Source organism: Sinosporangium siamense, from assembly GCF_016863435.1.
Taxonomy (GTDB): Bacteria; Actinomycetota; Actinomycetes; order Streptosporangiales; family Streptosporangiaceae; genus Sinosporangium; species Sinosporangium siamense.
This window is the reverse complement of the sequence record NZ_BOOW01000010.1, coordinates 40,066-63,168: the sequence shown is the minus strand read 5'-3', so window position 1 is coordinate 63,168 and position 23,103 is coordinate 40,066. Positions and strand designations below refer to the sequence as shown.

Sequence of the window (23,103 nt, the reverse complement as noted above, 5' to 3'; positions counted from 1 at the left end):
CAGCGGGCGGGGAGCCGTACGCCCCCTTATCTCGCAAGGCCCTTATCGCTTAAGGCCCTTATCGCTTAAGGGCGGACCTTGCCGATGTTCCACGCCCACGCGGCGATGCCCACGCGGTTCTTCACGCCGAGTTTGCGCTGGATGCTCGCGAGGTGGTTCTTGACCGTGCCGGGGGACAGGAACAGCTCGGTCGCGATCTCCGTGTTGGTCTTGCCGTCGGCGACCAGGCGGACCACGTCGTCCTCACGCTGGGTGAGCGCCACCGCCTCGGCCTCCCCGGGGGCAGGCCGCAGGCCGGTCTGGCGCAGGAGTTGCACGGTGAGCTGGGGGCTGATGAGCACGTCGCCGTTCATCGCGGCCCGTACGGCTTCCACGAGCAACGCGGGTCCGGAACGTTTCAGCACGAACCCCGACGCCCCATGCCGCAGTGCCGCGTGCACATACTCTTCCAGCCCGAACGTAGTGACGACCACCACGCGGATATCGGTCCCGGCGAGCGCCTTGGTGACCTCGATGCCGTCGGCGAGCGGCATGCGGATGTCGGCGAGCACCACGTCGGGGTGCAGCCTGCGGGCGGTCTCGATGGCGGTGAGGCCGTCGGCGGCCTCGGCGACGACCGTCATGTCCGGCTGAGCGTCGAGGATCAGGCGGAAGGCGCTGCGGATGCCCTCCTGATCGTCGGCGAGAAGGATGCGGGTGGACATTCCGCCATCGTGTCAGATCACGCGCGACCCACCCCACCGGGCCGCAGGCCCGCGTGCGACGGCTGAGGCCGGCTCCCGCAGTGCGGTAAACCGGGCCGATCCCAGCGGGACGGCCCGCCTACCGGCGCGCCACGGGGATGCGCGCCCTTACCTCCCAGCCGCCCGGTAGGGCTCCCGCCGTCAGATCGCCGCCGGAGGCCGTGAGGTGTTCCGCCAACGCCGGCAGGCCGAAGCCGCCCCCGTCCCGCTGTTCTCCCGTGCGTGAGGGGACGCCGTCGTCGGTCACCGTGACGACGAGGACCTCGGGTTCGGCCGTGACCGTCACCTCGACGAGGGTGGCGCCGGGAGCGTGGCGGCGCACGTTGGTGAGGGCCTCGACCACGGTGCGATAGGCGATGGCGGACGCCTCTCGCGACGCACCCGCGACGGCGTCCGCCATCGTGAGGCGGACCTGCGCCCGGCCGGAGGCCGAGAAGCGTTCCGCGAGTTCGGGGAGGTCGGTCAGGCTGGGGGCCGGGGTGGTCGCGGTGGCGGCGTCCTCGTCGTGATGCAGCATCTGCACGGTTCTGTCCAAGGCCGCCATAGCCCGTTGCCCGGCCTGTTCGATGCGTTGGAGTGCGTCCGCCGCGCCGGTGGGGACGAACTGGCCCGCCTGGGCGTGGGCCAGCATCTCGCTGATGTCGTGGGCGACGAAGTCGTGCAGGTCCCTGGCCACCTGGAGGCGCAGGGCGGCTCTGCTCTCGGCCACGGCCCGCAGCCGCCGCGCCTCCTGGAACCGCAGGGACATCCCAATCCCGGCGGCGATCAGCGCGCCTATCGACCAGAAGGCGGCGACACCCACCCCTTCCAGGACGGATGCCGGGGCGAAGAACCGCAGGGACCACACGCCGGCCACGGCACCCGCCGCCACCCCGGAGATCACGGCCTGCCGTACGGGGGACCAGCGGGCGGTCATCCCGGCCAGCAGGAAAAGCCCGGCGCTCTCCGCCAGCCCCGGCAACTCGGCACCCCGGACGGGAACGGCGATTCCCAGCCGGTAGGCGACGGTGACCGCGAGCGAGACGGCTGCGGCCAGGCCGGTCAGCCACATCAGGTGCCGCCGGGCCCCCGATCCCCCGCTTGCCACCCAGACCAGGACACCCACCACCACACACGCCGGAAGCATGGCGCTTGCCCCGGCGACCGCCGAGCCCGCGACGCCGCCCAGCGCCACGGCGACCAGGCCGAGGATTTGGCGTGGATTCACCGGAGGGACGATACGCGGCCCGGGCCTGAGTAAGCCAACCCCGGCTCGGGCTGAGCCGAAACCCTGCCGAACGGCACGGGTCCACGGCATATTCGCCCCCCTAACTTGCCGAACGGCACATGGTCCGGCAAGCCTGCCGGCTCAACACTTGAACCATGACGAAGACGAAGTGGGTCGGTCCTGCGGCGACCTTGTGGTTTCTCCTATACGGCGCGCTCGGGGCGGCCTGGGCGCTGGGAGCTCCAGGTTTCCCCTGGGGGTCGGGCGACCCCGACGGGGAGATCTCGTTGCTCAACTGGCTGACTCCCGGCCCCGGCGGGTGGGCGATCACGGCCTTCTGTCTCATCGGGGCCGGCGTCACGTTCGCCGTCACGAGGTCGGCCATGCCGGTGTGGCCGGCCTGGCCCCTGGCGGCGGTGCTGATATTCGTGGTGCCCGATGCGCGGATCCTGATGGGCCTCGGCTACACGCCGCTGCTGGTGGTGGGACCTCTGTTCGGGTGGGCACCCGAAGGCCTCACCTTCGCCGACGCCTGGCCGTGGCCCGTCGTCAACCAGGTGTTGTGCGCCGCGGGCGGCCTGCTGCTCGCCGCGACGGCCCTGAGGCATCGGCGGCGAGACGACTGCCGGTGCGCGACGGACTGGACCCGCCCGGAGGCGGTGGCCCGCTGGGGACGCCTGGCCGTCTACGTCGCGGTCGCCGTGCCGCTCTTCTACTCGGTCACCCGGTGGAGCTGGGGCCTTGGCATCCCGCTCGGCGTCAGCGAGCGGTTCCTCGCCGAGGGGGAGGCGGAGGAGCCGGGAATCTGGCAGGTCGGCGCGTATCTGGCGACGGCGGGGGCCGTCGGCTGCGTGCTCACCCTCGGCCTCGTCCAGCGGTGGGGCGAGATCTTCCCGCGCTGGATGCCCGGCCTGCGCGGCAGGCGAGTGCCGCCCCTGCTGGCGATCATCCCGGCGGGTGTCGTCTCGATCGCCGTCACCGTGACGGGCATGAGCTACGTCCGCGTCGCCCTTACCGGCGAGATCGACATCACCATGTGGGGCACCTGGCTCCCGTCTGCCTTCTGGCCCCTCTGGGGCATCGGCCTGGCCGCCGCCACCCTGGCCTACCACCTCCGCCGCCGCCCCGCCTGCCCCCACGGCCTCCCCGCCCTGAGCACCACCGGCTGAGCGGTGCCCCACCGAGACGTACGGCAAGAGCCCACGCGAGGCGAAACCCGGGATCCCGGGCGACCGCATCGACGTGGGCCTCGCCATGTCCTGACAGGACATCCCTGAGCACAGAAGACACATCGGGCATGGCCAGGTTCCGGGATGTGCGGCGAGAGGCCCGTGCGGCGCGAAACTCGCGCGCAGAGCCGCCGGGGCGGCAACGGTGGGGCCAAGAAGGCGCCAGCCGTAATGGCCCCACCGAACACCCCCCTGGAGAGATCAGCCGATCAGACGCCGATGTGCCGAGGCCGCGGCCCCAAAGGTGTGCAGGGCGAGCGCCGCCGCGCCGGCGGCGCTGTCGCGGGCGGGGAGGGTGGGAGTGTCGGGGAGGTAGGCGCGGACCTCGGCGGCTAGGAGTGTGGGTTCGGTGAGGAGGGAGCCGGCGAGCACGAGGGGGCCGGTGCCGAGGCCGACGGCGTGGGCGGTGGCGACGAGGTGCCGGGCGGCCTCCTCGACGATGCCGAGGGCGGCGGTGTCTCCGGCGCGGGCGGCGGTTTCGACGGCGGGGGCCAGGCGGCCGAGCCAGGCGGGGCCGCTGGTGTCGAGGCCGGCGTGCACGAGGGCGATGATCTGCCCGGTTGTGGGGTCGGCGGGGGCGCCGGGGAGAGTGGCGACGGCGGTGAGGAGCTCGGTGCCGGCGGCGCGGCCTTCGAGGGAGGCGAGGACGGCCTGGACGGCGTGGCGGCCGATCCACACGCCCGATCCGGCGTCGCCGAGGATCCAGCCGTGTCCGTCGATGCGGCGGGTGACCTCGCGGTCGACGATCTTGGCGCCGACGGCGCCGGTGCCGGCGATCAGGACGGCGCCTGAGGGTTCTTCGGTGGCGCCGCTGAAGGCGGCGGCGAGGTCGGACACGACGGCGGGCCGCCCGGGCAGGCCGCAGTCGGCCCAGGCGGCCTCGGCGAGGGCCTCGGCGCGTTCGCGGACGCTGTCGGCGCCGGCGAGGGCGAAAACGCCGCCTGCGACGCGTGCGGGTGGTGTGCCGGCGAGGGCGGCGCGAAGGGCGGCGCGGAGGCTGCCGCCTGGATCGGCTGAGGTGAGGACGTTGGCGCCGGCGCCGTGGCCGCGCCCGACGATCTCGCCGGTGAGGGTGGCGGCGACGCAGCGGGTGCTGGTGCCGCCGCCGTCGATGCCGATCACCAGGGATTGTGGTTCTTTCACCGCGTTTGTCCTGTCGCGCCCCCGGGGGCCTGTCGCGAGCACCCCCGATGTAGATATTCTCCCGAGAACTATAGAGCTTTGAAAACTCCCTTCAAGGAGCTGGCATGCGGGTGCTCGGACTGATGTCGGGAACCTCCCACGACGGCATCGACAGCGCGGTCGTCGACTGGACGATCTCGCGCGACGGCGGGCTGACCGGCGTGGTGGGGCACCTCGGCTCGGTGCCTTACCCCGCGGACCTGCGGGCGGCGTTGATCGCGGCCCTGCCGCCTGGCCGGGTGGACATGGGCGAGGTGTGCCGCCTCGACACGTTGATCGGCCAGGCGTTCGCCGAGGTCGCCGCGGCGTGCCCGCCCGTCGATCTCATCTGTTCGCACGGCCAGACGTTGTTCCACTGGGTGGAGGACGGCACGGTGCGCGGCACCCTGCAGCTCGGGCAGCCGGCGTGGATCGCCGAGCGCACCGGAATACCCGTGGTGAGCGACCTGCGGGTGCGCGACGTGAGCGCGGGCGGGCAGGGGGCGCCGCTGGTTTCGGCGTTCGATCTGCCGTTCCTGGCGGGGCTGCCGGGCCGCCCCGGCGCGCTCAACCTCGGCGGCATCGCCAACCTGACTGTGCCCGCCCTGGAGCTGGCCTACGACACGGGCCCGGCGTCGGCGCTGATGGACGCGGCGATGCTGGCGGCCACGGGCCGCCCCTATGACGCCGGCGGCGGGCTCGCCGCCGCCGGCCGGGTGCATGAGGAGGCGCTCGCCAAGTTGCTGGCCGAGCCGTACTATCGGCTGGCTCCGCCGAAGACGACGGGCAAGGAGCTGTTCCACCCCGGCTACGCCGCCGAGATCACCGCGCCTTTCGGCCTCACCTCGCCCGACCTGCTGGCCACGCTCACCGCGCTGACGGCGGAGACCGTCGCGGCGGAGATCCGCCGCCACCGCCTCACCACGGTGGTCGCCTCCGGGGGCGGCACCCGCAATCCGGTGCTTATGGCCATGCTCCGGGATCGTGCGGAGGGGGCCGAGATCGTCCTGAGCGACGAGTTCGGCGTGCCGGCGGGGGCGAAGGAGGCGGTCGCGTTCGCCTATCTCGGCTGGCTCACCGCCCACGGGTTGCCGGGCACGGTGCCGGGCTGCACGGGCGCTGCGGGCCCGCGCGTGCTCGGCACCGTCACCCCGGGCCGCGGGCCGCTGCGGCTGCCGGAGCCCTTGAGCTCGGCGCCGCGGCGGCTGCGGATCATCGGCGGATAGGCGGCATACGGCGGAGCCGCCCGTCAGCGTGGCGCTTCAGGGCGGACCGTGATGGTTGTGGTCGCCTGGGGTTTGCGGGTGATCGTGATGGTCGGCAGCGGGGACGCCGGACGGCCACCCCGCAGCGGGGCGAGCAGCTCGTCCATCTGCTTGATACTCGGGATGAGAGCGCCCGGCTCGCTCGGATGGGGCTCCCAGGGCAGCGTGATGGACACGATGTTCTTGGGCTCCAGGTCCGCCAGGCTCGTCGCGACCTCCACGAGGGCGTCGAAGGAGTCGGTCTTGACGTGCTCCCTGATCCCCTCGACGAGGGCGGTGAGCTGCGCGGGCCGCAAAATCCGCTCCTTGGCCCGTGCGACAAGGGATCTGATCAGCACCTGCTGCCGCTTGACGCGCTCGGCGTCGGACCCGCCGCCCTCCTGGCGCAGGCGGATGTAGCCGAGTGCCTGTTCGCCGTTCATCCGGTGCTCGCCGGCGGGCAGGACCAGTTTCACCTGGGGGGCGTCGATCGCCCGAGGCAGGGTGATGTCCACGCCGCCCAGAGCGTCCACGACCCCTCTGAAGGCGGAATAGTCCAGTTCCAGCGCGTGGTCGATTCGCACCCTCGTGATCGACTCGACCGCGCGCCACAGACACGGCAGCCCTCCTGCGGTGAAGGCTGCGTTGATCATGCCCGTGCGGGGCGGTGACACCGCGCCGGAACCGGACCGGCATTCGGGTTGGGACACATGCAGGTCCAGGGGGACGGATATGAGCAGCGGCTTCTCCCGGTTCTCCGGCAGGTGGACCAGCGTGATCGACTCGGCGGGGGAGGGCTTCTGCGTGCCGGCCCCGGGGTCGGTGCCGACCAGCAGCACGTTGAGCGCGCCAGGAGCCTTCTCCGGCCGGTCGCCGCCCAGCGGGGCGGAGACGCTGGTCGAGCCCCCGCTGAACATCAGCGTCGGCACGACCGTCACGACCGCCGTGACCACGGCGGTTCCAAGCGCGGCGGCCACCGCCCAGAGACCTGCTCGCCGTTTGAGCCACGCTCCCCGGCTTTTCCCGCTCTTGCCCGCCGCCGCGTCGAGCAGGCGCCGGCGCTGCCGTACGAGGCTCGCAGGAGGTTCGTGCTCCAGGGTGTGCCCGAGCTCGCGGAGAAGTTTCAGATCGTCCACGGCTGCGCCTCCTTGCGTACGTCGGGTTCGAGCATCGAGCGGAGCGTCCGCCGTGCCCGGTGCATGCGGGATCGCACGGTCCCGATGGGGATGCCGAGGCTCCGCGCCACCTCCTCGTACGACAGATCGCCCCAGGCGATCAGCAGCAGCACGTCGCGGTCCCGCCTGGGCAGCTTCGACAGGGCCCGCGCCAGCGCCGGCCGCACCGCCTCGGCCGACACCTGATCGGCCACGAGGTCAGCCGGGCTCGGGACGGCGACCTCGTGCGGGGCACGCTGGATCGCGCGGTAGCGGGCGGCCTCGGTCCGGTGATGGCGGGACAGGAGCTTGGTCGCGATGCCGAACAACCAGGGGCGGGCGTCGCCGTACCCGTGGTCGAACTGGGCACGGCGGGCGAAGGCGATCAGGAACGTCTCCCCCACGAGATCTTCCGCGGCCTCCGGGCCTACCCGTTTGGAGATATATCGGTAGAGCATGGCGGCGTATTCGTCGAAGAGCTCTGCGAACGCCTCAGGCCTGGTCAGCGACTCCCGGATGCGGTGGCTGTCGCTGACTCCGGCGGCGGGTGGGGCTGTCATGGGGGGCACCAAGGCATGGGAGCCGACCTTTCCGCAGGGTCATGTCGCGATGTATTGCCACTCACCCCGTTTCGAGTTCACGGCCGTCCAAGGTAAAGACTGCCCCGTCGTGACCCGCGTCACTTGGCCAGTACGGCAAAGCCGACATAAGGTATGAATCTTCCTACTTCGCTGGGTGCCTCCCCACAGCACTGTCAACTCCGCGGGCCCCGCCCCCTTCCGAGAGCCGCGAACCGTGAACCAGACCCCCTTCGAGCCCTTCGAGTACGACCTCACCCTGGACGAGACCCGCCGCCGCGCCGCGGTGCTGGCCGCGATGGGCCCCTCATGGGATCCGCTCACCACACTGCGCGCCGAGGAAGAGGCATACGCCCTGCTCTACTCCGGCCTGGACGCCGATCAGCAGGCCACCTACGACATGCTCGTGGCCGCCGGCGTCCTCCCCCACCGGGAGCAGGGGGCATGATTCCCCTCGACCCCACGGCCGACATCGCCCGCCGTGCCTGGCTCGCCTGCCCGAACTGCGACGACGGTCACGACTGCCCCGACTGCCTCGCCAGGCGCAACTGCGGCGTGCACTGGCGCTACCTGCTCGGCAACCGGGGGCGCGTCGTCCACCTCCAGTGCCCGTCCTGCACCCACCTGTGGCATCAGGACACGTACTGAGATCGGCTTAATCTCCGGATTCCGTGCGGGCGGGCCGGTGACGGACCGGCCGGTGGGGGGCGGTTTTCCGGTGGAACAGACCGGTGAACCTGGCGGCTAGACCGGGATCGTCCCGATGGAAGGCGCGTCCGCCCCGGAAACCCTCCAGCACCCGGATCGCCCGCATGAAACCCTCCAGCTCGTGGTCGTTCAGCCCGCCGATCCGGCGGGAGACGTCGAGACCGGTGAGGCGGCGCACCCGCGAGGCATAGCGTTCGGGGTCGTTGCCGGCGTGCCGCGGGGCATATCTCCGCAGGGCGGATGCGATGGTCGACGAACTGTAGAGGCGGGTGTGCAGCAGGCCGCGCAAAGCCTGCCACCCGTCCTCGTAGTCCCGGAAGATCGCATACCCGCGCCGATCGAGCCCCACGGCCCCGCGGTACGGCAGACGCCCCGGCAGCAGATTGCCGGGATTGTTGTTGCGCCAGGCCAGGGTGCCGCCGACGCGTAGCTGGTTGTCGATCCGCACCCAGCCGCCGTGTTCGCCGCCCGTCGCCACGGGGGCAGGCCGTACACCGTGGCCCCCTCCGGCGTTCCAGGGGACGGGGAGGCGTTTGCCGGGGCGGCGGTCCGGTTCAGAGCTGATGATTTGAAAGGCGGATATCTCCGGAGCCATCCGTACCTCGTGCTCGCCCATGTCTCCCCCTCAAGCGGACATACGACGCACGAGTCCGCCAACGCGGTTGTCATGCTCCTATTGAGTGCCACACCACGAAATAAGCGGATTTCTTGGCATTGCCGCTGCATTAACGGCCGGCACCTGATGTCGTCTCGTTAAAGCTCGGCGATCCCATTGACGACACTCACCGTCATGCCCGAAATGATCAGGTGTAAATCACTTATGGCATGAAACAGACCCCATGTCTAGATCAAGCATTTTCCATCACACCCAGACCCTCCTGTCGAAAATGGAGGCATTTATCCGCTATCACCCCCGACGTCGATCCACCGGGCCGGGGCACCGTCCACGGCAAATGCCCCGACACGCATGACGAACAGGCGTTCCCATCGGGCCTAGCGATCTTCTAACCTAGGGAGGCATGCCTACAGCCAGGCAGCGGGAGGCGATATGAGCTGGACCGTCCGGTCCGAACTCACCGGAAACCCGGACATCATCCGGCTCTCAGCGAGCATGCTCGACCGCCGGGAGTCCGACTGCCACGAGTTCGTCGCGATCAAGTCCCGTCCGGAGATCCGGCAGCGGGTCTGGGAGCGGCGGCGCTACACCCCGTGGGAGGCGTTCCCCCTCGGTCTGGTCATGGCCGTGCTCGACGCGGTCGAGTTCGAAGACGCCGACGTCGACGCCACCGTCACACGTGTGCTCGACGACAACCGCTCCCCCGTCCACCCCGGCGCCGCGCGGTGGATCCGGCATGCCTGCCGCACCTACGCCGAGACCGCGGAAAGCCTCGCCGCCGAGCTCGCCCACAGCGGCGTCGAGCTGCTTCCCGAGCGCAATCCGCGCATCGTCCAGAGCGTCTCCAGCACCGAGTTGCGCGCCATGACCGCCTGGGGCAGGTGGTATTCCACACCCGACGGTCACCTCGTCGAGTTTCGCCGCATGCGCACCCGCCGTTCCACCGGCCGCCCCGACGGCGCCGCCACCATCGCCATGGCCTATGTCGCGGCGACCGGCGGGCAGGCGCTCAACCCGCGCGACGTCTACCGCGAGATCCCCGTGCCCGTGCACCGGGACCTCCCGCGTGTCGACCGGGTGCGCGTCGTCGAGGTGGGCTTGACCGACGGCGGGGCGAAGGTCCTCATCGACCTGGCGCCCGGCGAGGTGCGCCAGGCATATCTGACCACGGTGCGCCCCGTCGCGAGCGGGCTGCTCGCCGGCGCGCGGCGGGCCCCCGGGCACGACTGCGCCGAGTGCAAGCTGCGCGACTCGTGCGACGACCTCGTTCATCTCCCCGGGCTGCTGGGCCTGCGCGACCGCGGCACCCACCGCAGGGTGTGGTCGGTGACGACGGCGCGGCGCTATCAGATCTGCCCCGCCCAGGAGCACATGCACGACCTCTACCTTCCCACCGAGGAGCCGCACAGTGTGGCGGCCAAACGCGGGCTCGTCGTGCACCGGTGGCTGGAGGCCGCCCACGCCCGGCGGCCCGCGCGAGCGTGCACCCCCGAGGACCTCCCCGACCCGGGCGCCCCCGACCTCGGCCTGGCGGGCGCCATCCTGAGCAGGGAGGACTACCGCGAGGCCCGGCCATACCTCCTGCGGCACCTCGACGTGTGCCCGCTGCGCGGGCCGGACCTGGTCACCGATGTGCGGCCCGAACCCAAGGTCGCCGTCTACGACCCGTCGTCGGACGTCGTGGTCGTCTCCTACCCCGACCTGCTGCGCCGGGTGAACGGCAGGCTCGTCTACCGCGAGCAGAAGAGCGCCGCCACCTTCCGCGGCATCACCGAGGACAACGCCCTGGAGCTCGTCCCCCAGCTCGCCCTCGCCGTCTGCCTCGTCGCCGACGGCGCCTTCGGCCCCGGGGGCGGCCTCGTGGAGCTCGAACAACTCACCCCCGCGGGGGCGGACCTCCTCACCTTCGACACCGCCGCCCCCGACGTGGTGACCAGGGCCCGCGCCGCGCTCACCCAGGTCACCACCGCCTGGCACCGCGACACGACCTTCGCCCCCAACCCGGGCGCCTGGTGCCGCTTCTGCCCGGTCTCCCGCTGGTGCGAAAGCGCCGCCACCGCGGACGGCGACCCGTCCCGCCTCGTCGTCGACGGCCTGGTCATCGACCCCAGTTCGGGCGAGGTCCTTGAGGAGTCCCCTGCCCCCGGCACCCGCGCCAACGCGATAGCCGCCTCCTTCACCGAAACCCCGGAGGACGACATCCCGCCGTACTAAAGGGTGAGGACCGGGACCGCTCGGCGGCCCCGCTACAGGTGGGCGTCGGCCCTGTCCCGGGCTCAGGCGGACCGGCCGCCACCGTCAGGTGTGTCCCGGCTTCGCCGACGGCCTGCGCATTCGCCGGGCCCGTGACCGGGGCTCCCACCGTCCGGTCACGGACCGGGGAGCCGTCCAGGATCTGCGATCGCTCCTCGCCCGGCATCGGGCGGGGAGCGGAATCCAGCGCGAGCGGCGGCCCCAGGCGCCGGCCGATGCGGCACAAGGGGGCCGGTACGGTGCCCGGGGGCGGTGCGTATCGACGGGGTTAAGAGCTCAGGCGTGTGCCGTACTCCTCGGAGAACACGATGTCCTCGGCGGGGAGGCGGGACAGGGTGGTGGGGAAGCCGCGGGCGGGGTAGCCGACGGCGATGTGGGCGGCGGTGATGATGCCCTCGGGGATGCCGAGGAGTTCTTTGACCTGGGGTTCGGCGTGGCAGAGCAGGGTGGTGAGGGCGCTGGCTACACCGTGGGCGCGCAGGGCGAGGCAGAGGTTCTGCACGGTCGGGTAGATGGAGGCGCCGCCGACGACGCTGGTGCGGCCGAGGTCGAGGTCGGTGGGGTGGATGGAGTCGAGTTCGGCGCAGGCGACGACGATCGCGGGCACCTCGTGGAGGTGTTCGGCGAAGTGGTCGGCGTCGATCACGGTTTTGGGCAGGGCGGCGACCTCGATGTCGCCGGTGCCGACGGCGGCGAGGTAGGCCTTCCAGGGTTCGAGGTACCAGTCGCGCAGGGTGCGTTTGCGCTGGGCGTCGCGGACGACGACCCAGCGGACGGGTTGCCGGTTGCCCCCCTGGGGGGCGAATCTGGCCGCGGAGAAGGCGGACATGAGGACCTCGTCGGGCACGGGGTCGGGGCGGAAGTAACGGCAGGTTCCCGTCGTGGTCATCGCCTCGGCGACGTTCATGTGCACACCCCTTGTGCTGGCTTGCTGTGCGGTCACGTGGAGAAGGAGCAGGAAGGTTCGGGCCGGGTCCGGGCGGGGCCTACGCGGGGTTCAGGCGGGTTTGCGGGCGACGCCGCCGTACATCCAGATGAGGCCGAGGTCCTTGCACACGCTGCCGGGTTCCGGGCGCCAGAGCGGGACCTGCACCAGACCCGGTTCGATCATCTCCAGGTCGCCGAAGAGCCGCTCGATCTCGGGCCGCGTGCGGGTGATGGCGGGGGCTTTGGCCTTGTTGTAGGTGTCGACGACCTGGTGCACCTGTTCCCGGCGGAAGTCGTGGGTGGGGTGGGAGAGAACCAGGTAGCTGCCGGGAGCCATGGCTTCGCGGAGGGGGGCGACGAGTTCCTCGGGGTCGCGGTCGGGGACGAATTGCAGCACCGAGACCAGCATGATCGCGACCGGCGCGGTGAAGTCGATCATCTCGCGCACGTCGGGGTGGTTGAGGATCACGTCGGGTTCGCGTATGTCGGCCGCGATGACGCGGGTCTCCCCTCTCCCCTGCCCGGAGAGGAGGGCTCGCGCGTGCACCTGGACGATCCTGTCGTTGTCGACATATGCCACGCGTGCGTCGGGTGCGTAGTCCTGGGCGACCTCGTGCACGTTGCGTCCGGTCGGCAACCCCGTGCCGATGTCGAGGAACTGGCGAATGCCCGCGGACACTATGTGGGTGACGGCCCGCTGCATGAAGGCGCGGTTCTCCCGGGCGATGGCGCGGATCTCGGGAGCCGCCGCTAGCGCCTTTTCCGCGGCCTCCCGGTCCGCGGCGAAATTATCTTTGCCGCCGAGGTAGTAGTCATACATTCGAGCGGGATGTGCGAGGTGCACCTTAAGATCGACATGCCCAGGACCCTCATTCACCATGTTCCTCCATCCTGGCCGCCCCCCGTGGTCGGCGCCACATGTGCGGATCTTAACAAGATCGCCGACGTTTGCCAGCTTTATAGAGAAACATCGTTTTACCGGTGTTACCGGAAGTCAGCGGGTGCCGGTGGATGTCCGTTTGTCGCTTTCTGAGGTGCCGCCGCCTGCCGGCGAATCCCGAGGGTCGACGATGGTTCACTACCGGTTTGTCAGTGGCGTGCTAACAGCCCAACGAGGCGACCCGCAGGCTTTCCAAGACGGAAAGCCGGCCCTCCTCGCGAATACGGTGAGTCGCGCTCCGCATGGGATAGCACCATGAACATGTTGGTGAGAGGGTGCCGTGGTGAATATGGTCGCCGCCCACCGCGGCGGCGAGGGGACGCATGCACGAGGTGAACGAGGGCTCGTGGATACCCGTCACGACGCTCCCATCGGTATCGCCATGGATTGCCGTGGAACGTTCGCGACGGCTGTGCCGTACGGCGGACTTCGCGACGGCTGTGCCGTACGGCGGGCTTCGCGACGGCTGTGCCGTACGGCGGGCTTGCCGGCGACATTGCCGTACGGCACAGCCGTGCGTATCGGCAGGCAGCGCAGACATACGCCAATTTGCCGGGGCACAGACGAAGGGGCTCCGCCCAAGCCCGAAGCTTGAGCGGAGCCCCCGTCCCGGTAGGGAGCGCGGCGTCAGGCGTCGCCGAGCACCCTCCGGCGCACATCGTGGGCCATGGCCGACACGCGCTCGGTGTCGACGTCCACCAGGTGACCGTCCCGCTTGCGGAAGGTGCCGCCCACCAGCACAGAGTCGACGTCGCGCCCGGAGGCGTAGTTGACGATGTGGTTGGCGGGGTCACCCGTCGCCGGGGCGAACGGCTCGGTGCGCAGCAGCACGACGTCGGCCTGCTTGCCGGGAGTCAGCGAGCCCAGGTGGTCGCCGAGGCCGATGGCCTTGGCGGCGTTCACCGTGGCGTACTCGAGCACACGCCGCGCGGTCACGAACGGCGAGCCATGGTGGCGGCGCAGCGGCCAGCGGCCCTCGTGACGCTCGTGCTGCGCCTCGGTCGCCCGCATGATGTTATAGGTCGCGCGGAGCTGCAGGAACATGTCCACATCGGTGAACGACGGGGCGTCCACCCCGATCGTCGGCAGCACACCCGCACGGTCCGAACGGCCGATCACACTCATCGAGAGGCCGCCGCTGTGCTCGCTCTCGGGGGTGAAGGAGATCGCGCACCCGCAGGAGGCGAGCAGCCCGATCTCGTGGTCGCTCAGGTTGTTGGAGTGCACCGGCAGCAGGTCGGCGCCGAGCACACCACCCTCGTGAAGACGCGAGACCTCGCCGGCGCCGTTCTGGTGGATCGTCATCGGCAGGCCGAGGCTGCGGCCGTGGTCGGCCTCCACCCGCACCTCTTCGACCTTGGCGTAGGTGAGGGTCGTGAGCGCCAGGCCCAGCCGCACAAGCTGGGTCGGGTCCGCCCCCAGCTCACCGTGGAGCTTGGTCACGTGGGCGAGGCGGCTCTGCCGTTCCTGCTCAAGACGGTCGTCGTAGCCCAGCATGCCGTAGGCGTACATCACCCGCTGGCCGGTGGTGAGGTGCGCGCGCAGCGACCCCTCCGCGTGCTCCTGGGTGAGGACGTTGTGGCAGAAGTCCAGCGCCGTCGTGGTGCCGTAGGACATGGACTGCAGCGCGCAGGTGTAGGTCGCGTCGTGCATCTCCTGCGGCCCGAAGCGCTCCCGGAGCGGGAACACATGCGAGCTGTAGTCGTCGAAGCCCCAGACGTTCCCGCCGAGCCCGCGCAGTGGGTGCTGCCACATGTGCAGGTGGGTGTCGATGAGGCCGGGCATGACGATCATGCCGCGGGCCTCCACCACCTCGGCGTCGGGCGCCTCGATCCCGGCCGCCACCCTCTCGATGCGGCCGTCACTGATGAGGACGTCTCCCCCCGGAAGGTCACCGAGTTCGGGGTCCAGCGTGATGACTGTCCCGCCTTTGAGCAGGATGCGTCGGTCAGACAAGTTGTGCTCCATCCACTTAGATCTTGCCGATGTTCTCGGCCTTGCTACGAAACGCCGACTCGTTCGCGCACACCGGCGACCAGGCTCGAAAGCCTGCCGGTGTCGACGTCGACGAGTCGCCCGTCCCGTTTGCGGAACCGCCCGGCGACGAGCACCGCGTCGATGTCGCCGACGGTGCTCTGCAACACCACGTGCGCGGCCGGGTCACCCACCGCCACGCCGAAGGGTCCGGTACGGAGCACCACGACGTCGGCCTGTTTGCCCGGTGTGAGCGTGCCCAGGTGGTCGCCGAGGCCGACGGCCTTGGCCCCGTTGACCGTGGCGTACTCAAGCACCCGCCGCGGTGTCGCGTAGGGGGTGTCCCCGTGGCGCCTGAGCGGCCAGCGGCCCTGGTCCCGCTCGGCCTGCGCCTCGGCGGCCCGCATGATGTTGAAGGTGATGCGCAGCTGGCTCAGCATGTCGACCGCCACCCTGGACGGCACGTCCACGCCCAGCGTCGGCAGCACGCCGGCCCGGTCGGCACGCCCCACGACGCTCATGGGCCGCCCGCCGCCCCACTCCCCCTCGGTGGTGAAGGAGATCGCGCACCCGCAGCCGGCCAGCAGGCCGAGCTCGGTGTCCGTCGCGTTGTTGGAGTGCACCGGCAGCAGGTCCGCGCCGAGCAGACCCGCCTCGTGCAGCCTGGTGATCTCTCCCGCGACGTTCTGGTGGATGCTCATCGGCAACCCGAGCCCGCGAGCGTGCTCGACCTCCGCGCGCACCTCGTCGATCGACGCGTAGGTCAGCGTCGTGACGGCCATGCCCAGCCGCACCAGGGCGGCCGGGTCGGACCCGAGCTCCTCGTGCAGCGCGCTGACGTGCGCGAGGCGGCTCTGGCGCTCGGCCGCCAGCCGGTCCTCGTAACCGAGCATGCCGTATGCGAACAGCACCCGCTGGCCGGTCGACCGGTGCGCGCGCAGTGACTCCTCGGCGTGCTCGTGGGTCAGGATGTTGTGGCAGAAGTCGAGGACCGTCGTGGTGCCGTTGGCCAGGGCCTCCACCGCGCAGGTGTAGGTCGCGTCGTGCATGTCGCGCGGGCCGAAACGCTCCCGCACCGGGAACACCTTCGTGACGTAGTCCTCAAGGCCCCACAAACCTGCGCCCAGACCACGGATCGGGTGCTGCCACATGTGCAGATGCGTGTCGATCAGCCCGGGGATGACCAGCGTCCCGCTCGCGTCCACCACCTCGGCGTCCGGGGCCTCGATGCCGGCCGCCACCTGCTCGATGCGCCCGTTACCGATGAGCACGTCGCCGTTCGGGATGTCGCCGAGTTCGGGGTCCATCGTGACGACGGTCCCGCCCTTGAGCAGAATGCGTCCCTCAGACAAGTCTTGCTCCATCCTGATGAGTTCCGGGCTCTGCTGGTTCAGAATCCGGGCTGGTTCTGAATCCGGGCTAGTTCAGAATCCGGGCGTCCTTGTAGCGGAAGGTCGCCACGTTGCCCACGGTGTTGACGATGTTGTCGATCTTCTTGGGGTTGTAGGCCCAGAAGCCGGTGTACTCGAAGAAGCCGCAGTCGAAGGCCTGGTCGTTGATCGTCTTCATCATCTTCACCCACTCGGCCTCCTCGACCTTGGGGTCGGTGGCCTTGAGAGCGTTGTCGACGATCTTGTCGAGCTCGGGGTATTCCACCTTGTAGGGGTTGCCGGGGCCGTTCTTGGCGAAGCGGAACAGGTAGTAGTCGTACGCGCCGGTGTCGGCCGAACCGGACAGGAGCGCCGCCGGGTACTTACCGCTGCGGTAGACGCTGAAGAACTGGGCGAACTGCATCACCTCGATCTTGACGTCCACCCCGATCTCGGCCATCTGGCTGCGGAACAGGTCCGCGATCTGACGCTGGGAGTCGTAGGTCACGAAGGTGAACGACGGCTTCGGGTTGCCGATCTCGGCCATCAGCGCCTTGGCCTTGGCCACATCGTGCGGATAACCCTTGATGTCGGCGCTGTATCCCACCTGGCCCTCACGCAGACGCTGCGTGTGGATCGTGCTGATGCCGCCGAGCTGGGTGTCGATGAAGTCCTTCGGGTTGAGCGCGTAGCACATGGCCTGGCGGAGCTTCGGATCCTGGAACGTTCCACCCTTACCCTGATCCATCATCAGGTAGCTCCACATCACCGAGGGGAAGTGGCTCGTCTTGAAGCCCTCGGTCTCCGCGCGCTTGGCGATCGTCGCGTTCGTCCACGCGATGTCGAACTGACCGCTGCGCAGCGAGTTGTAGAGCGAGTCGGGGTCGTTGACGAACGACATCTCGATGCGGCGGGGACCGACCTCCTGCGGCGCGTAGTACTTGTCGAAGAACGCCGCCACGGTCTTGAAGCCCGCCACCGACTCCTTCGCCTGCAGCACCCACGGCCCGGTGCCGCTCGGCGCGGTCTTCCAGGTGCCGTCCTTGAGCGCCTTCGGCGACACGATGTAGGCGCCACGGCGGGCGATGTTCGGCAGGAAGTTCGGCGCCGCCCGCTTGAGATCCACCCGAACGTGGGTCTTGTCCACAGCGGTGATCTTGTCGACGGTGTTCATGATCGACTGCCATTGGCTGGGCGTGCTGCGAATACGCTCCAGGTTGGTCACCACGGCGTCCGCGTCGAACGGCGTGCCGTCGTGGAAGACCACACCCTCGCGGAGGGTGAACTCGACCGAGGTGTTGTCCTGCTTCCACTCGGTCGCAAGACGAGGCTTCAGAGTGATGCCGTCGGGGGCGAGCTCGAGCAGTCCCTCGTAAACGAGGGAGAGATAGGACTCGTTGGCCTTGGTCAGAGGCTCCCAGTCGTCGAGCTTCTGGTTGGTCCCGAACTTGAGCGTGCCCTTCGGGCCGCCCGCCTGGTCCTGGCCGGCCGCCGTCTGCTCACCGCCCGCCGTCTCGTTGGCGGCGCAACCCACAGTCAGTGCGGCTGCCAGGGAGAGCCCCACAAGGCCCCGGAGAAGCTTTCGCGTCATGCCTGATCCTTAATGATCATTCGCCGTGTCACGGCGACACCCGCGGTCTCAGTCCCCGGCCCTGATCCCACGCGGCGTCAGTGGACCACCGCACCCCTGCAAGCCCCTCGCTGAACTCGGGAATTGCCTGGTCGGGGGCACAGTGCGATCACAATTCATTGCGACACCCGCAACCTACGATCGGCCATGCCGGTTGTCAATAGAATTGGCATAGCCACTTACCCGCCCCTGATCACTTTCAACCCCCACGGCGAAGATCCAAAACCATACCCCCCGCTCCCCTGCCTCAAGCACCGCAGCCCTCCCCGGGAACCACCTTCACCCCCATCCACAGGGCCTCCACGGCTAGCGCGAAAAGCCCAAAGAACCTGTCTTCGCCCCGCGGTTACGTTGACTCCAGGGATGCGTGCCGCCACGGGAGCTGATCGCGGACAAGGGCCACCCCTCCAAGACGATCCGCTCCCAGCTCCGGCGACGTGGCACCAGGGCCGTCATCCCCTGACGCCGACAATCAAAGGCGTCAGGCGCCCGGCCGGCCCCGGGGAGGACTCACCACCAAACTCCACCTGATCAGCGAAGCCCGCGGCCTGCCCGTGACCGCACACCTCACCACCGCGAACACGGTCGGCCGCACCGCGTTCGACGCGGTCACAGCCGCCCTGCGACTCCCCCACAGCGGCCCGGGACACCCCCGCACCACCCCCGACCGGCTGACCGCGGACAGGGGCCTCACGCTGTCGGCCCTGCACGAGCGCTGGCCCCCGCACCACTCCCGACCGGCTGACCGCGGACAGGGGCCACTCCTCCGAGGCGATCCGCTCCCAGCTCCGGCGACGTGGCACCAGGGCCATCATCTCCGAGCACCGGGACCAGATCGCCAACCGCCGGCGCAAGGGCAGTGGCGGAGGCCGCCCCTACACCTTCGACTCCGGGGCCTGCAAGCGGCGCAACCCGGTCGAACCCTGCTTCGCCAAGCTCAAGCAATGGCGGGCGATCCCCACTCGGTTCGACAAGCTCGCCACCCGCTGTCCGGCAGAAGTCACCAGCGCTTCGCTGAAGCTCTGGCTCCGTCAGGCGGAAACATCAGACACTCCCTGGTGCGTCCCGGTGCGTTCGTCAAGATTGTGAGACACCATGCCTCCTCGGCCTGTTCCTGCGAAGCCTCCCCGGCCTGTTCCTGCGAACGGGCGCGGACGAGCGCGCCTTGACAGGTGTAGCGCAGATCCCGGCGCAGGGCGTGCGTAGATGCGCCCTTGTTGAGCTGCCGGGAGATATAGCGCCGGAAATCCAAGCCCGCCGCCAGACGGCACCCCGGTAGCCGACCCCCTCGACGAGATCGAGAACCTCTACCAGCGCACCATCGCCGCGCGGACGGACCCGCCGTGGCAGGACCCGCCGCGACGGGACGCCTCGTCCCGGTGTCGGGTGGGACAGGGCACGCCGCCCCCCAGACGGGCGGGGCCGGCGCAGCCGAGAAACCCCACCGCCTGGACAAACTCCGCTACCCCCGAAAGCGAGGCCAGAGCCCCTCACTCCACGGCGAAGCCGATGAGAGTGTGGCGTAAACGACAAACCTCCTGAGCGAAACAACTAGCGGCGGAGCCGACGCAACCGAGAAACCCCAGCCCCTGGACAAACTCCGCTACCCCCGAAAGCGAGGCCAGAGCCCCTCACTCCACGGCGAAGCCGATGAGAGTGTGGCGTAAACGACAAACCTCCTGAGCGAAACAACTAGCGGCGGAGCCGACGCAACCGAGAAACCCCAGCCCCTAAACGAACTCCGCTACCCCCGAAAGCGAGGCCAGAGCCCCTCACTCCACGGCGAAGCCGGCGAGAGTGTGGTGTAAACGGCGAGCCTCCTGGGCGAAGCGGCTGGTGGCGGGGCGGCCGGCCGCGGTGGCGAGGGCGGGAGGCGCCGGGGCGGTGGACGGGCCGGTTTGGGTGACGGCGCGGGTGGCGACCGCCAGGAGATCGGAGAGGGCGGTGCGCGGTTTGGTGCCCGGCTGAGGGAGGAAACGTGTCAGCACCTCGGCGAGGATCTCCCAGACGACAACGGCGGCCCCACCGTCGATGGCGGCGTCGAGGGCGGCGGCGACCCGGTTGAGTTTGACGAAGTCGGCCTCCACCAGGGTGACGACCGCCTCGGCGATCTCACGGGTGGGGGCCTGGTCGCGGGCCACGAGGGTGACGAGCGCCTCGACTGCCCAGGCACGCTCCTCGTGGCGGGCGTGGCCCATGCCTGCCACGAGGGCCGTCGCCATGGCCTGCCCCACGGGACCGTCGGTCTGCGCCAGCGACAGCAAGACGGCGGTGTGCGGATCGCTGTAGTCGGTGAACGCCGTGAGGAACTGGGCGGGGTAGGCCGCGACGACCTCACGGTGGGACGGAGCCATCGCGGGCCAGGAATACACCGATTGGATGGGGATGCCTGACTCATCACTGGAGTGGAAGGTCAGCACCTGTCTGATCGGGTCGGGCAGGGCGGCCTCGGGCGACACGACTCGGGAGCGGATGCCTCGGTGCCAGGAGTTGTTGTGCTGCTTGATGAGGCAGCGCACCTCCGGGTCGGGGATGCCGCCCGCCGCCAGCCAGGAGGCCAGCTCTCGGCCCCGGGGCGAGGTCAAGGCCGAGGCGCGGGTGAGGGCGGCCGGGGCGATTGAGCGGGGCAGGCGCAGCAGGGCCTGGTGGAAGTCGGCCTCAAGCGGGTCGGCGCCCGCCGCCTCCAGCGCCCGCATGCGGGCGACCAGGGTGTCGGGGTCGATGTGGCCGGTGCCGGAGGTTGGGGTGGCGAGCAGGAGCGGCATTGTGCCCCCGCTCTCGACCAGAAGGACGAGCTCACGCACCCGCCGATCTCCGAACACGTCGAACGGCAAACGTTCCGAACGCCTCAGGCGCACGTCGGGCACCGTCGCCGTCACATGGGCGCTGTCGGCGGGCGAGACGATCGCGAGCGCCAGCCTTCTCAAAAGGGAGTGCCAGCCCTCGTCCAGGCCGATCAGCGTGTAATCCGAGTAGGGATAGCCCGCGACCGGCTCGGGCCACGCCGTGGCGCGCCACGGACGGAGAGCCTCGCACATGGCGGGACGGTCGCGGTGGGTCCACTCGACCAGGCCGGCGAGCACCCTCTCCATCGTCGACCACGTCGAATCCCAGCTGAGGGAGGTCAACTCGCGCACCACCTCGTCGGGTGAGCCGAGCGGCGGGCCGAGGGCGGGCGGCGCGGTCACCATAAGGACGGGCGCCGGGACCGCCACGGACTCAAGGGCCGTCTCCCGGCCCGTCTCCACGGGAATGTCGCCATAGGCGGCGGCCAACCGGGCGCGCATCTCCCCCGGCACCATGGGGGCGGCCTCACGGATCGCGGCCCGCCCGGACTCCCCCGCGATCTTGGCGAGCCTGACCGCGAGTTTCACCGCGCGCTCCTGCACGTTGATCATCTCGTGGCCGAGAACGGCGGCCACCGCCGCGAGCCCCGCGTCGGCCCGCCTCGGCGCCATGCGCACGGCGTGGCCGACCCACGTCAAGGCGAGGCCGACGAGCTTGCGCTCGGGACGGAAGGCGAGGGCGGCGACGGCCTCGGCGAAGAAGTCGTCGTCCAGGGAACGCTCGTCGTCGAGGCGGCGAAGCGCGGTCACGGCGATCTCGGCCACGGAGACGGGGGACGCCGGGAGCAGACGCACGAGGTCACGTGCGGGGATCTCGGCGGTCGAGGGCTCAAGCGCCTCCCACAATCTGCCGAACGGCTCGACCTCGGAACGCTCTCCCCCACCCAGCATCCGGCCGACACACCCGTCAAGCAGGGCCTGCCGCTTGAGGCGCCCGATCGCGGAGAGAGCCGTCAAGATCGAGATCGAGGAGCCGGTCTCCGCCCCCCATATCTGCTCTTCGAGCCCCGCCGCCACGCCGTCGGCCCGGAACAGCCGCTCGACCATGTGATCGAGCAGCGGGTCGCGGAGGGCACGCTCGACGGCGAACCGCTCGAAGGACTCCTGGCCGCCCGCCTGCCCCTGGGCCACGCCGCTTTTGAAGCCGTGACGGTCTCCGAGCCGCAGCACCCACTCGGCCACGAACGCGTCGTTCTCCGGAGGCTCGACGCCGGTGGCACGCACCAGCGCGACGGCGAGATCCCATCCCGCGACCGCCCCCCGGCCGCCCCTCGGGAGCCGCAGGCCGGACACAAGACGGACCGCGAGGTCGCGCCGCCACTTCTCCGGGCGGGCGAGAAGCACCCGCGTGAGCACGGTGTGCTCATTCCCCTTGCCCCGGGGAAACTCCTCGGGAAGATCGCGGCGGTTGAGCCAGGCCGCGACCTGAGCGGCACCGCTGAGGCACGCCGCCCCGGCGATCCGCCAGACGGCGGCGCCCCGCCACAACCACCGCCTCGCCCGCTCCCCCTCGGCCCGTTTCTCCTTGAGATAACCGGGCAGCCACGCCCCCACCTCCCGCCGCTCGTCCTCACTCAACGCGGACACCGCCTTGATCAGACGTGCCCGGTCTTGAGCATCGATGCAGTCGCGAACAACCTGCCAGGCATCCACGGCGCACACCTCCCACGGCGACAGAGAAACCCCACGACGACCGCGCCGGGGACGCCCACCACGTCCCCAACGCTCGCGGGGACCTTACCGCCCGCCACCGACAATCCCCGGCGCCCTCCCCAGCGGCCCCGGACCACCCACACAATCCACCCCCATCAGGAGAAACCAAGAGAAATGAGCCCCAAGGGACCAGGCCAACAACTGGCTCACTCCGTACGAAACACCACGCAAGCCAGCAGACCACCACGCCGTACGGAACACCACGTGAACCACCAGACCGCCAACAACACCATCCACCACAGCGGAGGGTGGGCGGATGCCCCACAGACCCCAGATCGACAACCTGGCCCACACCGTACGGAACACCACGCCAACCACCAGACCGCCAACAACACCCTCCACCACAGCGACGGCTATCAGGCGCCTCACAGACCCCATGAGCCACACTGTTCACACCGCACAGAACACCATGTGAACCGGCGGACCCTCCAAGTGCGCACGGTCACGGCCTTGCCGGCGCTGTTCGGGCGACCGAGCAGGCCGAGCGCGCCCGGCCTCGATCCACGCGGAACCCAAGGTCGCCGAGAGCAAGGATCCCCGTTGCGGTAGGGCTTGCCGAAGCCGGTGATCTGGAGCGGCACGCCGGCCAGGGCGATGTCGCGCAGTTCGGCCGACCGGCGCGGCCAGCCGGCCGGCGCAGTCGACCAGCGCAGTCAGCCGGTGCAGTCAGCCGCTGCAGTCGACCAGCGCAGTCAGCCGGTGCGGTCGACCGGTCCGGTCGACCAGCGCAGTCGCCGTGGCGAGCATGGAGGCAGCATGGTCCAACACCGCCCCAGCCTGGGCGTGAAGGCGAGCATGGTCCAACACCGC

The 23,103-nt window shown here is 70.1% G+C and carries 18 protein-coding genes; 5 read left to right on the top strand and 13 right to left on the bottom strand.

The window, feature by feature from the left end; genetic code table 11:
* Positions 1 to 65 precede the first annotated feature (65 nt).
* Entirely contained in the window at positions 66 to 704 is a 639-nt protein-coding gene (locus tag Ssi02_RS08630; RefSeq protein WP_204023172.1) for a response regulator, read from the bottom strand.
* Between the two features lie 118 nt (positions 705 to 822).
* Positions 823 to 1,950, bottom strand: a complete 1,128-nt coding sequence (locus Ssi02_RS08625) for a sensor histidine kinase (protein WP_204023169.1) — start codon at positions 1,948 to 1,950, stop codon at positions 823 to 825.
* A gap of 155 nt (positions 1,951 to 2,105) precedes the next feature.
* Here Ssi02_RS08625 and Ssi02_RS08620 point away from each other — a divergent pair, with 155 nt between their 5' ends.
* Positions 2,106 to 3,119, top strand: coding sequence for a hypothetical protein (locus Ssi02_RS08620; protein ID WP_204023166.1), 1,014 nt, complete (start codon positions 2,106 to 2,108; stop codon positions 3,117 to 3,119).
* 261 nt (positions 3,120 to 3,380) lie between these two features.
* Here Ssi02_RS08620 and Ssi02_RS08615 read toward each other — a convergent pair whose 3' ends face one another.
* Complete coding sequence (locus Ssi02_RS08615) at positions 3,381 to 4,322, bottom strand: N-acetylglucosamine kinase (RefSeq protein WP_239128721.1); 942 nt, start codon at positions 4,320 to 4,322, stop codon at positions 3,381 to 3,383.
* A 104-nt stretch (positions 4,323 to 4,426) separates the two neighbouring features.
* On the opposite strand from Ssi02_RS08615, the gene Ssi02_RS08610 reads away from it, so the two are divergent.
* On the top strand, positions 4,427 to 5,566 hold the full coding sequence (locus Ssi02_RS08610; protein ID WP_204023163.1) for an anhydro-N-acetylmuramic acid kinase: 1,140 nt from the start codon (positions 4,427 to 4,429) through the stop codon (positions 5,564 to 5,566).
* 23 nt (positions 5,567 to 5,589) lie between these two features.
* Here the strand turns inward: Ssi02_RS08610 and Ssi02_RS08605 are convergent, their stop codons facing one another.
* Entirely contained in the window at positions 5,590 to 6,720 is a 1,131-nt protein-coding gene (locus tag Ssi02_RS08605; RefSeq protein WP_204023160.1) for an LCP family protein, read from the bottom strand.
* The gene (locus Ssi02_RS08600; protein ID WP_204023157.1) at positions 6,708 to 7,298 is read right to left on the bottom strand and encodes an RNA polymerase sigma factor; all 591 of its coding nucleotides are present in this window, start codon (positions 7,296 to 7,298) and stop codon (positions 6,708 to 6,710) included. Before Ssi02_RS08600 ends, Ssi02_RS08605 begins: the two co-directional genes overlap by 13 nt.
* 235 nt (positions 7,299 to 7,533) lie before the next feature.
* Here Ssi02_RS08600 and Ssi02_RS08595 point away from each other — a divergent pair, with 235 nt between their 5' ends.
* Both Ssi02_RS08595 and Ssi02_RS08590 read left to right on the top strand, forming a co-directional pair.
* Entirely contained in the window at positions 7,534 to 7,764 is a 231-nt protein-coding gene (locus Ssi02_RS08595) for a DUF6400 family protein (RefSeq protein ID WP_204023154.1), read from the top strand.
* Positions 7,761 to 7,964 carry a hypothetical protein gene (locus Ssi02_RS08590; RefSeq protein WP_204023151.1) on the top strand — a complete coding sequence of 68 codons (204 nt, stop codon included), beginning with the start codon at positions 7,761 to 7,763 and terminating at the stop codon, positions 7,962 to 7,964. The genes Ssi02_RS08595 and Ssi02_RS08590 overlap by 4 nt, the downstream gene beginning before the upstream one ends.
* A 7-nt stretch (positions 7,965 to 7,971) precedes the next feature.
* Here the strand turns inward: Ssi02_RS08590 and Ssi02_RS08585 are convergent, their stop codons facing one another.
* Entirely contained in the window at positions 7,972 to 8,640 is a 669-nt protein-coding gene (locus Ssi02_RS08585; protein WP_204023148.1) for a hypothetical protein, read from the bottom strand.
* 432 nt (positions 8,641 to 9,072) lie between these two features.
* Here Ssi02_RS08585 and Ssi02_RS08580 point away from each other — a divergent pair, with 432 nt between their 5' ends.
* Positions 9,073 to 10,854, top strand: coding sequence for a PD-(D/E)XK nuclease family protein (locus tag Ssi02_RS08580; RefSeq protein ID WP_204023146.1), 1,782 nt, complete (start codon positions 9,073 to 9,075; stop codon positions 10,852 to 10,854).
* Positions 10,855 to 11,161: 307 nt separating this feature from the next.
* Here Ssi02_RS08580 and Ssi02_RS08575 read toward each other — a convergent pair whose 3' ends face one another.
* From Ssi02_RS08575 to Ssi02_RS08540, 7 genes are all read right to left on the bottom strand, one after another.
* Positions 11,162 to 11,800 carry a nitroreductase family protein gene (locus tag Ssi02_RS08575; protein ID WP_204023143.1) on the bottom strand — a complete coding sequence of 213 codons (639 nt, stop codon included), beginning with the start codon at positions 11,798 to 11,800 and terminating at the stop codon, positions 11,162 to 11,164.
* Between the two features lie 90 nt (positions 11,801 to 11,890).
* Positions 11,891 to 12,697, bottom strand: coding sequence for an SAM-dependent methyltransferase (locus Ssi02_RS08570; protein WP_373870102.1), 807 nt, complete (start codon positions 12,695 to 12,697; stop codon positions 11,891 to 11,893).
* Between the two features lie 420 nt (positions 12,698 to 13,117).
* Positions 13,118 to 13,321, bottom strand: a complete 204-nt coding sequence (locus Ssi02_RS08565) for a hypothetical protein (protein ID WP_204023137.1) — start codon at positions 13,319 to 13,321, stop codon at positions 13,118 to 13,120.
* 66 nt (positions 13,322 to 13,387) lie between these two features.
* The gene (locus tag Ssi02_RS08560) at positions 13,388 to 14,716 is read right to left on the bottom strand and encodes an amidohydrolase family protein (RefSeq protein WP_204023134.1); all 1,329 of its coding nucleotides are present in this window, start codon (positions 14,714 to 14,716) and stop codon (positions 13,388 to 13,390) included.
* A gap of 44 nt (positions 14,717 to 14,760) precedes the next feature.
* On the bottom strand, positions 14,761 to 16,086 hold the full coding sequence (locus tag Ssi02_RS08555; protein WP_204023122.1) for an amidohydrolase family protein: 1,326 nt from the start codon (positions 16,084 to 16,086) through the stop codon (positions 14,761 to 14,763).
* Positions 16,087 to 16,153: 67 nt separating this feature from the next.
* Complete coding sequence (locus tag Ssi02_RS08550; RefSeq protein WP_204023111.1) at positions 16,154 to 17,695, bottom strand: ABC transporter substrate-binding protein; 1,542 nt, start codon at positions 17,693 to 17,695, stop codon at positions 16,154 to 16,156.
* A gap of 1,811 nt (positions 17,696 to 19,506) precedes the next feature.
* Positions 19,507 to 22,233: a DUF7824 domain-containing protein gene (locus tag Ssi02_RS08540; protein WP_204023108.1), complete on the bottom strand. Its 2,727-nt coding sequence runs from the start codon at positions 22,231 to 22,233 to the stop codon at positions 19,507 to 19,509.
* Positions 22,234 to 23,103 lie beyond the last annotated feature (870 nt).

Excerpts from the sequence above, each read along its gene's own strand:
- Ssi02_RS08630 (WP_204023172.1), bottom strand. The coding sequence starts at position 704 with ATGTCCACCCGCATCCTTCTCGCCGACGATCAGGAGGGCATCCGCAGC.
- Ssi02_RS08620 (WP_204023166.1), top strand. The coding sequence starts at position 2,106 with ATGACGAAGACGAAGTGGGTCGGTCCTGCGGCGACCTTGTGGTTTCTC.
- Ssi02_RS08610 (WP_204023163.1), top strand. The coding sequence starts at position 4,427 with ATGCGGGTGCTCGGACTGATGTCGGGAACCTCCCACGACGGCATCGAC.
- Ssi02_RS08600 (WP_204023157.1), bottom strand. The coding sequence starts at position 7,298 with ATGACAGCCCCACCCGCCGCCGGAGTCAGCGACAGCCACCGCATCCGG.
- Ssi02_RS08590 (WP_204023151.1), top strand. The coding sequence starts at position 7,761 with ATGATTCCCCTCGACCCCACGGCCGACATCGCCCGCCGTGCCTGGCTC.
- Ssi02_RS08585 (WP_204023148.1), bottom strand. The coding sequence starts at position 8,640 with ATGGGCGAGCACGAGGTACGGATGGCTCCGGAGATATCCGCCTTTCAA.
- Ssi02_RS08580 (WP_204023146.1), top strand. The coding sequence starts at position 9,073 with ATGAGCTGGACCGTCCGGTCCGAACTCACCGGAAACCCGGACATCATC.
- Ssi02_RS08575 (WP_204023143.1), bottom strand. The coding sequence starts at position 11,800 with ATGAACGTCGCCGAGGCGATGACCACGACGGGAACCTGCCGTTACTTC.
- Ssi02_RS08550 (WP_204023111.1), bottom strand. The coding sequence starts at position 17,695 with ATGACGCGAAAGCTTCTCCGGGGCCTTGTGGGGCTCTCCCTGGCAGCC.